This is a genomic window from Marinobacter lutaoensis, from assembly GCF_001981305.1.
Lineage (GTDB): Bacteria > Pseudomonadota > Gammaproteobacteria > Pseudomonadales > Oleiphilaceae > Marinobacter > Marinobacter lutaoensis.
In genome coordinates this window covers 455686-469583 of sequence record NZ_MSCW01000001.1, presented here as the reverse complement: position 1 = coordinate 469583, position 13898 = coordinate 455686, and the positions used below count along the sequence as shown (strand labels likewise).

Sequence of the window (13898 nt, the reverse complement as noted above, 5' to 3'; positions counted from 1 at the left end):
AACCACCATGCTTATCCGGAAACCGCGAAAGAAACCCCTGGCCAACGGCGAGCCCCTGTTCCACGCCGACCACGGCCGCCCGAGAACCCGGCGGGAGTTCATTGCCCAGGGGCTGATGGCCGGCACCGCCACGGTGTTCGGCGCATCCCTGTTCAGCCTGTTCGCCAGCCCGCGTCAGGCCGCCGCCGCCCTGTCCCCGGAACTGGACGCCCTGAAGCAGAGCTGTGGCATCGCCGTTCAGGGGGCGGGCAAGATTCCGTTCATCTGTTTCGACCTGGCCGGCGGCGCCAACATCGCCGGCTCCAATGTGCTGATGGGCAAGGCGGGCGGCCAGATGGACTTTCTCACCACCGCCGGCTACAACAAGCTCGGCCTGCCCGGTGACATGCTGCCGGACGATCCCGCCTTCGTGAACACCGAGCTGGGGCTGGCCTTCCACGCCGACAGCGGCTTCCTGCGCGGCATCCAGCTCAGCACCAGCGCGTCGACCCGGGCCGCGGTCAACGGCGCCATCATCGCCGCCCGTTCCGAAAACGACACCGGCAACAACCCCCACAACCCCATGTACGGCATCCACAAGGCTGGCGCCGACGGCTCACTGCTGTCCCTGGTGGGTTCCCAAAGTTCGGAATCCGGCGGCAACTCCCTGGCGCCGATGAGCCTGATCAACCCCAAGGTCCGTCCCACCAAGGTGGACCGCCCGTCCGACGTTACCGGGCTGGTGGACGTGGGCGACCTGATCGGCATTCTGGACCAGTCGGACGCGGTGGCCGTCATGGAATCCATCCTGCGGCTGAGCGACCGCAAAATGAACCGGATCACCACCGATGACGTGGTGAAGGACCTGGTCCGCTGTGGCTACCTCAAGAGCGCCGACCTGGCCGACCGGTTCGGCAACCCCGCCGACCTGGACCCGGCGGCGGACCCGGACATCGTCGGTCCGGCCGGCATTTTTTCCGCAAGCGAATTCAGCGGCAACCGGGAGTTTCAGAAGACCGCGTCGATCATGAAACTGGTGATCAATGGCTACGCCGGCGCCGGCACCGTCACCATGGGGGGCTACGACTACCACACCGGCGAACGCGGCACCGGCGAGCGGCGCGATGAACTCGCCGGCCGCTGCATGGGAGCGTGCCTGGAGTACGCCGCCCGGATCGGGGTGCCGCTGATGCTGTATGTGTTCAGCGATGGCTCCGTTTCCAGCAATGGCCGCATCGACGACTCGGTGGATGGCCGTGGCAAGGGAGAATGGACCGGGGACAACCAGCAGACGGCGGCGTCGTTCTTCCTGGTCTACAACCCGGCGGGGCGCCCGGGCACCATTCGCAACCAGATCGGGTTCATGCGCGGCGACGGTTCCGTGGAAACGGCCTCCAGCCCGGCGGCCAACAACGTCAACCAGCTGGTGCAGACCGTGCTGCTGAATTACATGGCCCTGCACGGTGAACAGGGCCTGTTCGACACCACCTTTACCGGCCACGGTCTGGGTAACGCCACCATGCAGGACAGTCTCATCGCGCTGTCCCCGGTGGTGCAGGGGCGGCTGTGACCGCGGGACCCGTCAGGGGGCTTCCGGAGCGCCCAGCCCGGAGGTGAAGTGCATCCGGCGCTGGTCGTCGATGACGATCGCGTCGAATCCGTCCAGGGCCTCAATCATGGCCAGGCCCTGTTCCCAGCCCAGTACGAACACCGCGGTGGACAGGCCGTCCGTGCTGAGGGTATCCGGCCCCAGCACGGTCACGCTCTGCACCACATGCACCGGTTTGCCGGTGCGCGGGGACAGAATGTGGTGAATGCGTTCGCCGGATTCGTCGATGAAGAAACGTTCGTAGTCGCCGGACGTGGAAATGGACACCTCCGACAGGGGCAGGACCACCGCCTGACGGCCGTCGGCGCGGGGGTCCTTCACGCCCACCAGCCAGGGCCGCCCGCGCTTGTCCCCCAGCAGTCTCATATCACCACCGGCACTCAGCCGGGCATGGCGCACGCCGGCCTGGCGTAGGCGCTCCACCCCCAGGTCCACCGCGTAGCCCTTGGCGATACCGCCCAGATCGGTCACCACCCCGGGATGCCGGAAGTGCACCGTGCGGGCCTGCGGATCCAACTCCACGGCACGGTAATCCACCTGGGCCAGACCCTGCTGGAGCTCCGCTTCGGAAGGCTTGCGCCCGGCCCGGAAATCGTAGAAATAGCCCACCGATCCGAAGGTGATGTCGAAGGCGCCCTGACTCAGTTCGGACACGGCCTGGGCTTTGGCCAGTACCCGGAACAGGCTGTCGCTGACCGGAACCGGCCCCTGCGCGGCGTCCCGGTTGACCCGGGACAGCTCGGAGTCGTCACGGTAACGGCTCATCTGCCGATCCACCTGATGGAACACCGCCAGCACCCGCTCGGCGATGGCGTCGGCGCGATCCGCATCCTCGGCCCAGAACTCCAGCTCCACCGAGGTGGTCATCGCGGTGTCCCGATAGACATGCCACTGTGCCCGCACCGGCGCCGACAGGGCCAGCAGCACCCATAACAGCCAGCCGCCGCTGGCCCGTGTAAATCGCACCATGGAATCTCCCGATAGCCGCCGGAATGGCCCGGCCGGATGGCGTTCTGGCGGGCAGTGTAACCAGCCAGACGCCATCCGCCAATCGGGGCGTCCGGTCAGTCGATGGTCGCCGACACCTGGAACTGGTCGGTCAACCTCTGCAGCTTGTTGGCGGCCGCCTGGGTGCGGCCGGCGCTGGAGGTGAGCTGATCCACCACCCGGTTCATCACCGAGGCGGTGTCGGCCACGCCGGAGGTGTGGGTGCTCTGCCGGCGGTTGGTGTCCTCGATACTGTCGATGGCACGGAACAGTTTCTCGACCATGTGGTGCAGTTCCGAGTTGTCGTCCGCGGCCGCTTCCGCCAGTTGCAGGCGTTCCTGCATTTCCGCCATGCCCTCCTCCATGGTGGTGACGGCTCGGCGGGTCTCCTCGCGAACCCGGTCCAGGCGCTCGCCGATTTCGTGGGTGGCGCGCGCGGTGCGGCTGGCCAGTTCCCGGACCTCATCCGCCACCACCGCGAACCCCCGCCCGGACTCCCCGGCCCGGGCGGCTTCGATGGCGGCGTTCAGGGCCAGCAAGTTGGTCTGCGCGGCGATGTCGTTGATGACCAAGGCGGTCTTGCCGATTTCCTCGGTACGGTCGTTGGCAGCGCGAATGCCTTCGGCCGACCGGCTGATCACTTCCCGGATGCTCTGGGTTTCATGACTGACCCGGGCGAACTGCTCCCGGGCCCGGCGCACCACCTCCTCCATGCTGGCGCGCATTTCCTGGGCGGTGGTGGAGGCGTTGCGGATCTCGTTCTCCTGAGCCTCGGCTCCCTGCAGCATTTCATCGATGTGCGCCAGCACCTGCCGGACCCGTTCGTCGGCCAGGCGATTCTGAGCCATCAGCTCATCGCTGGCCTTGCGGGATTCGTGGGCCAGTCGCAACACCTGCCCCACCATGCCGTCGAGGCTGTCGATGAAACTGTTCATCCAGCGTGCCAGGTCACCGGTTTCGTCCCGGCGGGTCTTGGCCAGGTCGATGCGCTGGCGCAGGTTGCCACCGCCCTCGGCGATGTTACGGATGACGTCCGCCATGTCCGCCAGTTTCTCGGACACCGGCTTCACCGCCGTCGCCCGGAACAGCAACACCAGGGCGATGACCGCCACCCCGTTGATCCCCGCCTCCATCCACAGCGGCACCCCACTCCACGCCAGGGCCAGGTTGATCAGCCAGAGCAGGCCCGCCAGCACCGCCAAGCGGCTCGACAGTCGCCAGGAAATGGAGCGGCGACGGTAAACCTCCTCCAGGTCGGCCTCGCACATCATGCCCCAGCGGTCCGGTGAACCCGGCAGCTGGAAGGTCACCCCCTTGCCAATGACCGGGATATGCCGGTAGTCGGAGTATCCGGGGTATTTGACGTACAGGTTTTCGCCCTTGGCAATGGTCTCCCGGACCCCCGGGTGCAGCTCGCCGGTGGCGGGATCGGTGAAGCGAATCTCGAATTCGGTGTGCTCTCGCACGCCCACGGTCCCGAAGGCGGTGCGGATGCCCTGCTTGAGGTTGTCCCCGTGGCTGAAGGTGGCGTCCTCGAACCGGGACCGGGACAGCGCGGTTCCGGGCAGGATGCTGGGGTCGAACCGACTGTCAATCATGAACAGGTAGTTGTCGCCGGACTCCTCGAAAATGTGGCCAGCCTCGCGCTGGATCAGATCGCTCATGACGTCGTTCGGCACCCGGGCGCCCAAGACTCCCTTTCGGCCATCGGCCAGTTCGACCGGCTGATAGAACATCAGCGTGACGGCGTCGTGGAAACGGCTGGTGGTGGGCCCCAGCCGCAGGGTCACCGGGTCCCGGTAGGGGCCGTGCAGGAAACGCTCCGCCAGTCCCCTCTGGATCGCCTCCCGGGGCAGATCCTGCTGCCCTTCCCGCTGGCGGCTGGTGGAACAGAGTACTCGGCCCTCGGCATCGGCCAGAAACAGCTCGGAGATTTCCCGGAGCCGGCCGGACGAGGCCCGGATCAGTTCGCGCACCGTGTCCTCTTCCTGCCCCTGAAGACGCGCCGCCAGCGTTTCCAGGAAGGACCACTTGTCGTCGGCCCAGGCGATCAGCGCATCCCGCCGCGTCCGTGCGATACCTTCGAAAACCTGTTCGTTGGTGGCGTACATGCTCCGGTTCAGGAAACACGACCACCCCATCGCCAGCTTGCCGGTGGCGCCCCAGAAGGGCAGCCAGCGCCGCTCCTGGCTGGTCAGGTTCATGGCATCACTTTTCAGGCTCATTCCACACTCTCCCCAGGTACTGTCTGACCGCACCACAAGGGGGCAGTCATCCCGATACTGGGAAAATATGTGCAAGCTTCGGGCCGGAATGCGTTTTTTGCGGGGGGAATGCCCCAAAAACACGACAGGTAGGCGCAACATTCGTGTCGACAGGTTCACAAATGACGGGCCAGCACGCCCCATAAAAGGGCGTACCGGCCCGACACATCAACAATGCGCACCGAAGTTGGGCAATCAGGCCGGGGCAGCCTCCCGGCCACCCCGCGCGGTTCTGGGATCAGTCGCCCCGATCGGCCATGTAATCCGTGATCGCCGCGTAGAACTCCATCTCGTCAAACGTATCCGGCCCCACGCCGATTACATCCATGTGGTCCTGGTTGATCACATAGGCCAGGGAGGTCATCTGGGTGCGGTTGGGGTGGTTGATGTCGCTGACATAGCCCAGCGACCGCTGCTCCCACACCGAATCGAGGCAACCCCAGCACTCGCTGTACTCCAGCCGGTACCCCTGCTGCTGGCTGTTGATGCCCACCAGGCCGTCGTCGTCCCGTTCATAGGCATTGCCATCCCCCTGGCCGGCGGCGCCGTCGTTGTTACAGTCATCGTAGCAATAGCCGTCGCCGTCGATGTTGTAGACCAGCTCGGAGACCAGCCACAGCGCCGGGTTGACGCTGCTGCCGTTCTGCGCCGTCATCAGCGACACGGAATTGGCGACATAGTCGGTGCTGGAGGGATACTTCTGGTTGAACGCCTTCATGCCGGTGACGACACCATCGTAGGGATCGTAGTCGTTGTACACCAGCTGCTTGGCCCCGGCGATGGCATCGTTGCCGCTGCCGTACACCACGCTACCGTAGTAGTTGGCCAGCACCTCGGTGACGCGATTGGCGTAGTGGTCCAGAATGAACTTGGCCACCGGCGAGCCGCGGTGGGGCGACGACACGCTGACGTGGGTCTGCACGACTCGGTAACCCTTACGCTCGCGCAGCAGCCGCGCCGCCTTGCGGGCATCAATGCCGCCCTGGGAGTGGGACACGATATTGACGTGCGTGGCGCCGGAGGTGGCCATATAACTCTCGATGTTGTTGGCCAGTTCATACCCCCGGACCTCGGAGCTCTGGAACGGCGTCACCGCCGATACATAGCTGCGCTGGTTGTCGTTGATGTCGCCGTTGCAGGCAACCTCAAGGAACTTGTCGCAGGGGTCCAGCACGAACGTGCCGTAGTCATCGCCCCAGTAGTCGTAACCGAGGATGTCGTCGAAACCGGCCATGCCGTGGGCGAACACGACCGGGTATCGGGTCTTGTCGGCGTCACGGGCCTGGGACACGGGAGAAGCCAGCACACCTGCCATCAGCAACAGTGCCGCCCCCTTGCCAAGGAGGGTGGGTTCTTTCTTCATGGTTTTCAGCCTCTTGTTTTTGTTGTTCGCCCAACCACGGTACCGCTGACCTGGATCAGTGCCGATCCAGGCAACCGGGCGCCCGAAGGCATCGGCCCCTCCTTTCTATCCGAAAGTACCTTGGGGGAAATATGAAAACGGTCACACTTGCACCAATTTCCCGGCCGCATGCGATTTTTGTTATCGGTGCACGCGTGATCGGCGCCAACTCCTGATAGCGTCTTGGTTGACCTCGATAACAACAAACAAGCAGGTGACCGGATTGAAAGCGAAACCCGTGCTGATTCTTGCCCTCCTGGTTCTCCTGGCCGTCGTCGCAACCTACTGGCGAGCAGGCGGCTCCCTGGCCATCGCACCCGGGCCGGAAACACCGGCGGCCCCCGAAACACCGGCCCATCCGACCGCCACCTTCGCCGGAGCCCCCTCGGCCGACACCCCGCAGCCGGGCGAGTTGGAGGCGTTGCGGGAACGGATGCAGGCTCGTTATGGCGCGCACCTTGACCATCCCAAGGTTCAGATACAGCTGCTCGAAGAACTCATGCGCTACCTGGCGGAGCTGGACCCGGACCACTGGCGCGAGAATCTGGATGCGCTGATCCAGGACTGGTTTCCGGAGCTGGCGGACGAACTCAGACAACGGGCCCGGGCGTTGCTGGCTTACCAGGACTTCATGGATCAGGAACGCTATACCCTGCGTGGCATGGGACCGGAGGAGCGACGCGATTTCATCTGGGCGAAACGCCGGGAGCTGTTCGGCGAGGATGCCGACCGGATCTGGCAATCGGAACTGCGCAACCAGGCCCTGAGCCAGTCGCTTCAGGTGCTGGACCAGCAACCCCTGTCACCGCTGGCCAAGGCCGAGGCCTACAGCCAGGCCATTGCCTCGACCTACGGCGAGCAGGCCGATCAGGTTCTGGACAACCGGCGGCAGGAACTGACCGACCGCTTCCTCACCCTGCCCTCAATTCAACAGTCGCTGCAGGGACAGGCCCCGCAGCAACGCTATGAAACCCTGCGCGGTATCCGGCAGGCGCTGGGCATGGACGAACCGGCCCTGGAACGCTGGGATCAGCTGGACCGGTTGCGGGACCAGCGCTGGTCCGAGGGCCAGTCCTACGAAACCCAGCGCCAAGCCATCGTCGAGCGCTACCCCGAAGGCCCAGAGCGGGAACGGGCGTTGGACGCCCTGAGCCGAGATACCTTTGGCGAGGACATGGCCGCCATCATCCGCAGCGAGGAAGCCGCCGGTTACTACCGTTACCAGCAACCCCGGGTCTACGGTCAGAACTGACCGGAACGAGCCGGGCCATGGGCCATTGCCACCAACGTCCCATTGCCCGGCTGCGAAAAACTGTCAACACTGGCCCCCGACACAACCAACAACAATAAGGTGAACGGTGAGCCACGTCCGCCGACGTCTCACCCTCCCCCGGAGAGCCATGCAATGTCCATGAAGTCCGCCATCCTGTCGGCATTTCTGCTGCTGATCGCGTCTGCAACGGCGCACGCCGAAGCCCTCAAAATCGGTCTGAACTACCCGCAAACCGGCCGCTACAAGGACCAGGGCCTGCAACAGCGCCTGGGCGCGTTCCTGGCCGTGGACGAGATCAACGCCGCCGGCGGCGTACTGGGGCGGCCGTTGGAACTGGTCATCCGCAACAGCCGGAGCGACCCGGAACGGGGTGCCCGGAATACCGCCGAGATGATTGACCGAGATGGTGTGAGGATGGTGTTCGGCGGCGTGTCCAGTGCCGTCGCCATCGCCTCAGGCAAGGCGGCCCGGGATCGCGGCATCCTTTACTTCGGCACTCTGACCTACGCCAACGCCACCACCGGCGCCGAGGGGCACCGCTACATGTTCCGGGAACCCTACAATGCCTGGATGACCGCCAAGGTGCTGAGCCAGTACCTGACCCGCCACCACGCCGACGACACCTACTTCTACATTACCGCCGACTACACCTGGGGCTGGTCCGTGGAGGACTCGGTGCGCCGGTTTTCCGGAACCGAGGACAGCCAGCGCCATCCGGGCGTGCGCACGCCGTTTCCACGGGCGCTGGTGTCCGATTTCCGGCACGCGCTGGAACAGGCCCAGGCCAGCGGCGCCAAGGTCCTGATGCTGGTACTGTTCGGTGACGACATGGTGCGGGCGCTGACGGTCGCCCACGACATGGGGTTGACCGAGACCATGCAGATCGTGGTGCCCAACCTGACTCTCGGCATGGCACGGCAGGTCGGCCCCACCATCATGTCCGGCGTGGTGGGGGCCGCCCCCTGGTTCTGGAACCTGCCATACGAAAAGGGCTACCCCCGCGGCAAAGCCTTCGTCGAAGCCTTTTCGCAACGCTACGACATGCGGCCGTCATCGTCCGCCGCGTCGGCCTACAGCATCGTCTACCAGTACAAAGACGCGGTGGAACGGGCCGGTACCACCAACAGCGAAGCGGTAATCCGGGCCCTGGAGGGGCATCATTACCGCTTCCTCAAGGATGAGCAGTACTGGCGGGCCTTCGACCACCAGAACGTGCAGACGGTTTACGTGGTCCGGGTCAAGGACCGGGACGCGGTGGTGGCCGATCCCTACGGCTCCGACTATTTCGAGATCATCGACGCCATGGCCGGCGACCAGGCCGCCCAAACGCGGGAGGAGTGGGAAACCCGGCGGCGGCAATCCGGCAAGCCTCCCCAGCTGTAACCGCACCCTTCTCCGGTCAACGGCCAGCTGCGAATCGCCGGCAAAGGCTCTACACTCGGCGTTCGTGCAAGACAGAAATTTTCGAAAACGAACATCGAGGGAGAGCAGGCATGAGCCAGCAGCGCCGCCAGGACCAGATTCTCGAGCTGATCCGGGAACAGGGCTTCGTCACCACCGAACAGCTGGTGGAACGGTTCCAGGTTACCCCCCAGACCATCCGCCGGGACCTGAACCAACTGGCCCGGCAAAACCGGATCCGGCGTCACCATGGCGGCGCCGGCATTGATTCCAGTACCGTCAACACCGCCTACCAGACCCGCAAGATCATGGACCTGGAAGCCAAGGAGCGCATGGCCGCCGCCCTGGTGTCGATGGTGCCGGACAATGCCTCCATGTTCATCAACATCGGCACCACCACGGAAACCATTGCCCGGGCCCTGCTCAAACGCCGGAACCTGCAAGTGGTGACCAATAACCTGCACGTGGCGTCCATTCTCTCCGCGAAGGAGGATTTCCGCATCATCATCGCCGGTGGCGAAGTCCGCAACCGGGACGGCGGCATCGTGGGCGAGGCCACCTGCGACTTCATCAACCAGTTCAAGATGGATTTCGGCATCATTGGCATCAGCGGCATCCACGAGGACGGCTCCCTGCTGGATTTCGACTACCGCGAGGTGCGCGTGGCTCAGGCCATCATCGCCAACTCCGACCAGGTCCTGCTGGCGGCCGATCACTCCAAATTCGGACGCCGGGCCATGGTGCGCCTCGGCTCCATCACTCAGGCTGACCACGTCTTCACCGACCAGCCACCGCCGCGCCCGATCCGCCAACTGTTGCAGGCACACCAAGTGGCCCTGCACGTGGTGTGAGTCCCGTCGTTATCCGGTTCGCATATTTTCGTATTCGATCTTCAATTTCCTTTTCGAACACTCTATGCTGTCTTCAGATCGACCGGGGGGAGGCGAGCAAACCGGATGGAGACTCAACGGGAACACTACGATGTGATCGTGGTTGGCGGTGGCGTCAACGGCACGGGCATTGCCATGGACGCTGCCGGGCGCGGGCTGAAGGTACTCCTGTGTGAGATGGGCGACCTGGCCTCGGCGACATCGTCGGCCAGCAGCAAGCTCATCCATGGCGGCCTGCGCTATCTGGAGCACTACGAGTTTCGGCTGGTGCGGGAGGCGCTGGCGGAACGGGAGGCGCTGTTGCGCAACAGCCCCCATATTATGCGCCCCATGCGTTTCCGGCTGCCCCACCGCCCCCACCTGCGGCCCGCCTGGATGATCCGTACCGGCCTGTTCCTATACGATCACTTGGCCAAACGGGAACTGCTGCCCGGCTCCCGGGCCATCACCTTTGACCCCGGCGGCCCCCTGAAACCGGACATCACCCGGGGCTTCGAATACTCCGACGGCTGGGTGGACGATGCCCGCTTGGTGGTGCTGACCGCGCGCAAGGCCCGGGACCTGGGGGCCACCGTCCTCACCCGCACCCGCTGCGTCCGCGCGCAGCGAGGCCCAACGGACTGGCGTGTCACCCTGCGCGACCAGCGGACCGGGCATGAACGCGTGGTCACCGGACAGGCCCTGGTCAATGCCACCGGCCCCTGGGTCAGCCGACTGTTCGCCGAGCATCTGGACCTGAAACCACCGAAAACCATCCGCATGGTCAAGGGCAGCCACATCGTGGTGCCCCGGCTGAACCGGGGTTCCGAGGCCTACATTCTCCAGAACGAAGACGGCCGCATCGTCTTCGTCATCCCCTACGAAGACAGCTTCTCCCTGGTTGGCACCACCGATGTCGACTACCACGGCGACCCTGGCCAGGCCCGGATTTCCAAGGAGGAAATCCGCTACCTGCTGGCGGTCGTCAATGCCCACTTTCGCCACCCACTCACCGACGCAGACATTGTCTGGTCTTATTCCGGCGTCCGGCCGCTGCTGGACGACGAACGGGAGGCGGCCCAAAAGGCTTCCCGGGACTACCGCTTTGAACTGGACCGGGGCGAGGGGCAGGCGCCCCTGCTCTCGGTCTTCGGTGGCAAAATCACCACCTACCGCAAGCTGGCAGAGGCGGCCACCGACAAACTCTGCCGCCTGTTCCCGCACGCCGGACCGCGCTGGACCCGAAGCGCCCCCCTGCCCGGGGGCGACTTCTCCGACCAGCCGACCCTGACCCGGACCTTGCAGTCCCGCTATCCGTGGTTGCCGGAGTCGCTCCTGCGCCGGTATGTCCGCAGCTACGGCACCCTGACCCGGGATCTCCTGCGGGGCTGCCACGACCTCCGTGATCTCGGGCAGAGGTTTACCGGCAACCTATACCAGGCCGAAGTGGACTACCTGGTGCGCGAGGAGTGGGCCCTCACCGCCGAGGACATCCTGTGGCGGCGCACCAAGCAGGGCCTCTACGCCAGCGAATCGGAGACGGAAGCCCTGGCGCGCTATCTGGCACGGCCGGAAGCCGCGCCGGCGCCGCCACGACCGGCGCCCGAGGCCCAGCTATCCCGGCCTCACTGAGCCTCATCCCGGTGCAGCAGGTCGGCGATCCGGCGCCGCAACGCCGGCACCACCTCCTGCTCGAACCAGGCATTCCTGCGTAACCAGAGGTTGTTGCGCGGACTGGGATGGGGCATGGGTATCAGGTGTGGCCAGTACTGGCGCCAGGCTCGCACGTTTTCCGTCACCGAGCGACGGGCATCCGGCAGATGCCAGGCGTGGGCATATTGGCCAATCGCCAGGGTCAGCCGGATGTTGGGCAGCCGCGCCAGCAGCGCCTCCCGCCAGGTTGGCGCGCATTCCGGCCGCGGCGGCAGGTCGCCGGACCGGCCAGTACCCGGATAACAGAACCCCATGGGCAGAATGGCCATCAGCTGCTCGTCGTAAAACTGGTCCCGGGTCACCCCCATCCAGTCCCTCAGCCGGTCGCCACTGGGATCGTTGAAGGGCAGGCCGGTCTCATGCACCCGCCGCCCAGGGGCCTGCCCCACCACCAGAATGCGGGACGATTCACTCAGCTGAATCACCGGTCGGGGCTCATGGGGCAGCACCCCGGCACACAGGCGACAGGCCCGGACGGCCCGGGCCAGCTCCGCCAGGGACACCTCGCTCAGAACTCGGTCCGTCGTCACCGTGATGCGTCGGCCTCGCCGGCCGCTCCCCAGAACACACTGGCCCCCTCCTCCGCCGACCCCACCGAGCCGCGCATCCAGGCAAACAGTTCCCGGCCGAATCCGGCGTGGTGCCCGGACACATCGGTCCGGGCCGGTGTCCGGGCCGCGAAGGCGGCCTCGGGTACCTCGACCGACAGTGCGCCCTGCACCGCATCCAGGCAAATCATGTCACCATCCCGGACTCGCGCCAGGGGCCCGCCGTCCAGGGCTTCCGGGTACACGTGAATGGCGGCCGGCACCTTGCCGGAGGCACCGGACATACGGCCGTCAGTGACCAGACCGACCCGGAAACCGCGATCCTGCAACACCCCCAGGTAGGGGGTGAGTTTATGCAACTCGGGCATGCCGTTGGCCTTGGGCCCCTGGAACCGGACCACGACGATGCAGTCGCGGTCCAGCGCTCCCGCCTCGAAGGCCGCCTTAAGCTGGTCCTGATCGTTCAGCACCACCGCCGGCGCCCGGACCCGGTGGTGCTCCGGTGCCACAGCGGACACCTTGATCACCCCCCGCCCCAGGTTGCCTGACAGTACCCGGAGCCCACCGTCCGGAGCGAAAGGTTCGGCCACGCCGGCCAGGACCTCCGGGCGCCGGCTCGCCCCTGGCGCGGGACGCCAGGCCAGATGTCCGTCCCGCCATTCCGGTGCCTCCGTATAGCGCCGCAGCCCTGGCCCCATCACCGTGTCCACGTCCTCGTGCAGGAAGCCGGCGTCCAGCAACTCCCGGATCAGCAGGGGCGTACCGCCTGCTTCGTGGAAAGCGTTGATGTCTTCCTGGCCATTGGGGTAAATGCGGGTCAGGGAGGGGACCACGGCGGAAAGGTCGGCGTAGTCGTTCCAGTCGATGAGGATACCCGCGGCCCGGGCAATGGCGATCCAGTGCAGGGTATGATTGGTGGAACCCCCCGTCGCCAGCAGGGCCACCAGGGCATTGACCAGGGATTTCTCGTTGACCAGATCGGCCAGCCCCTGGTGACCGCCGTTGGGCCGCGACATCTGGATCACGCGTTCGGTGGCGGCCCGGGTCAGGGCGTCGCGCAAGGGGGTATCCGGATGAACGAAGGCCGCGCCCGGCAGGTGCAGCCCCATCACTTCCACCAGCAGCTGGTTGCTGTTGGCGGTGCCGTAGAACGTGCAGGTACCCGGACTGTGGTAGGAGCGGCTTTCCGCCTCCAGCAGCGCGTCCCGGCCGATCTTGCCTTCGGCGTACAGCTGGCGAATGCGCTGCTTTTCCTTGTTCGGAAGGCCCGAAGGCATCGGGCCGGCCGGCACAAGAATCGTGGGCAGATAGCCAAAACTCAGGGCTCCGATCAGCAGACCGGGCACGATTTTGTCACAGATTCCCAGCAACAGCACCGCGTCGAACATGTTGTGGCTCAGGGCAATGGCGGTGCTCATGGCGATCACATCCCGTGAGAACAGACTCAGCTCCATCCCCGGCTGCCCCTGGGTGACGCCGTCGCACATCGCCGGCGTGCCGCCGGCGAACTGAGCGACGCCGCCCATGGCGTGGGCAGCGTCGCGGATGATATCGGGGAAACGCTCGTAGGGCTTGTGCGCCGACAACATGTCATTGTAGGCGGAGACAATGGCGACATCGGCCCGGTTCATAAACCTGAGCGCCTCTTTGTCGGCCGGGCTGCAACCGGCAAAACCATGGGCCAGATTGCCACAGGACAGAGTCGCCCGGTGAGGCGCGTGGGCACCCAACGACCTCATGCGCTCCAGGTAAGCACTCCGCGTGGCGGCACTGCGGGCAGCGATCCGTTCGGTAACCGTATCGACGATGGGGTGCATGACGCCTCCGTTGCTCTGGGGAAGGGTTCTAAGAAG

At 65.5% G+C, this 13898-nt stretch carries 10 protein-coding genes; 5 read left to right on the top strand and 5 right to left on the bottom strand.

Annotated elements, in window-relative coordinates; all coding sequences use genetic code 11:
* Positions 1 to 7: 7 nt before the first annotated feature.
* Positions 8 to 1549, top strand: a complete 1542-nt coding sequence (locus BTO32_RS02165) for a general secretion pathway protein GspF (RefSeq protein WP_076722785.1) — start codon at positions 8 to 10, stop codon at positions 1547 to 1549.
* Between the two features lie 12 nt (positions 1550 to 1561).
* Here the strand turns inward: BTO32_RS02165 and BTO32_RS02160 are convergent, their stop codons facing one another.
* The 3 genes from BTO32_RS02160 to BTO32_RS02150 form a co-directional block, all read right to left on the bottom strand.
* Positions 1562 to 2557 (bottom strand): FAD:protein FMN transferase, encoded by a 996-nt coding sequence (locus tag BTO32_RS02160; protein WP_076722784.1) that lies wholly within the window; start codon positions 2555 to 2557, stop codon positions 1562 to 1564.
* A gap of 95 nt (positions 2558 to 2652) precedes the next feature.
* The gene (locus BTO32_RS02155; protein WP_084206742.1) at positions 2653 to 4800 is read right to left on the bottom strand and encodes a methyl-accepting chemotaxis protein; all 2148 of its coding nucleotides are present in this window, start codon (positions 4798 to 4800) and stop codon (positions 2653 to 2655) included.
* Between the two features lie 277 nt (positions 4801 to 5077).
* Positions 5078 to 6202, bottom strand: coding sequence for an esterase/lipase family protein (locus tag BTO32_RS02150; protein ID WP_076722783.1), 1125 nt, complete (start codon positions 6200 to 6202; stop codon positions 5078 to 5080).
* A 262-nt stretch (positions 6203 to 6464) separates the two neighbouring features.
* On the opposite strand from BTO32_RS02150, the gene BTO32_RS02145 reads away from it, so the two are divergent.
* The 4 genes from BTO32_RS02145 (at position 6465) to glpD (ending at position 11416) form a co-directional block, all read left to right on the top strand.
* A complete protein-coding gene (locus BTO32_RS02145) occupies positions 6465 to 7493 on the top strand; it encodes a hypothetical protein (RefSeq protein WP_076722782.1) in 1029 nt (342 codons plus the stop codon).
* A 153-nt stretch (positions 7494 to 7646) separates the two neighbouring features.
* The gene (locus BTO32_RS02140; RefSeq protein ID WP_076722781.1) at positions 7647 to 8897 is read left to right on the top strand and encodes a substrate-binding protein; all 1251 of its coding nucleotides are present in this window, start codon (positions 7647 to 7649) and stop codon (positions 8895 to 8897) included.
* 110 nt (positions 8898 to 9007) lie between these two features.
* Positions 9008 to 9766, top strand: a complete 759-nt coding sequence (locus tag BTO32_RS02135; protein ID WP_076722780.1) for a DeoR/GlpR family transcriptional regulator — start codon at positions 9008 to 9010, stop codon at positions 9764 to 9766.
* A gap of 105 nt (positions 9767 to 9871) precedes the next feature.
* Positions 9872 to 11416, top strand: coding sequence for a glycerol-3-phosphate dehydrogenase (glpD, locus tag BTO32_RS02130; RefSeq protein WP_076722779.1), 1545 nt, complete (start codon positions 9872 to 9874; stop codon positions 11414 to 11416).
* Here the strand turns inward: glpD and BTO32_RS02125 are convergent.
* Both BTO32_RS02125 and edd read right to left on the bottom strand, forming a co-directional pair.
* Positions 11410 to 12027 carry a uracil-DNA glycosylase family protein gene (locus tag BTO32_RS02125; protein WP_076722778.1) on the bottom strand — a complete coding sequence of 206 codons (618 nt, stop codon included), beginning with the start codon at positions 12025 to 12027 and terminating at the stop codon, positions 11410 to 11412. The two genes, glpD and BTO32_RS02125, sit on opposite strands and share 7 nt — an antisense overlap.
* Positions 12024 to 13862 carry a phosphogluconate dehydratase gene (gene edd, locus BTO32_RS02120; protein ID WP_076722777.1) on the bottom strand — a complete coding sequence of 613 codons (1839 nt, stop codon included), beginning with the start codon at positions 13860 to 13862 and terminating at the stop codon, positions 12024 to 12026. Before edd ends, BTO32_RS02125 begins: the two co-directional genes overlap by 4 nt.
* Between the last annotated feature and the right edge of the window lie 36 nt (positions 13863 to 13898).

Excerpts from the sequence above, each read along its gene's own strand:
- BTO32_RS02140 (WP_076722781.1), top strand. The coding sequence starts at position 7,647 with ATGTCCATGAAGTCCGCCATCCTGTCGGCATTTCTGCTGCTGATCGCG.
- BTO32_RS02160 (WP_076722784.1), bottom strand. The coding sequence starts at position 2,557 with ATGGTGCGATTTACACGGGCCAGCGGCGGCTGGCTGTTATGGGTGCTG.
- BTO32_RS02165 (WP_076722785.1), top strand. The coding sequence starts at position 8 with ATGCTTATCCGGAAACCGCGAAAGAAACCCCTGGCCAACGGCGAGCCC.
- BTO32_RS02135 (WP_076722780.1), top strand. The coding sequence starts at position 9,008 with ATGAGCCAGCAGCGCCGCCAGGACCAGATTCTCGAGCTGATCCGGGAA.
- edd (WP_076722777.1), bottom strand. The coding sequence starts at position 13,862 with ATGCACCCCATCGTCGATACGGTTACCGAACGGATCGCTGCCCGCAGT.
- BTO32_RS02155 (WP_084206742.1), bottom strand. The coding sequence starts at position 4,800 with ATGAGCCTGAAAAGTGATGCCATGAACCTGACCAGCCAGGAGCGGCGC.
- BTO32_RS02150 (WP_076722783.1), bottom strand. The coding sequence starts at position 6,202 with ATGAAGAAAGAACCCACCCTCCTTGGCAAGGGGGCGGCACTGTTGCTG.
- glpD (WP_076722779.1), top strand. The coding sequence starts at position 9,872 with ATGGAGACTCAACGGGAACACTACGATGTGATCGTGGTTGGCGGTGGC.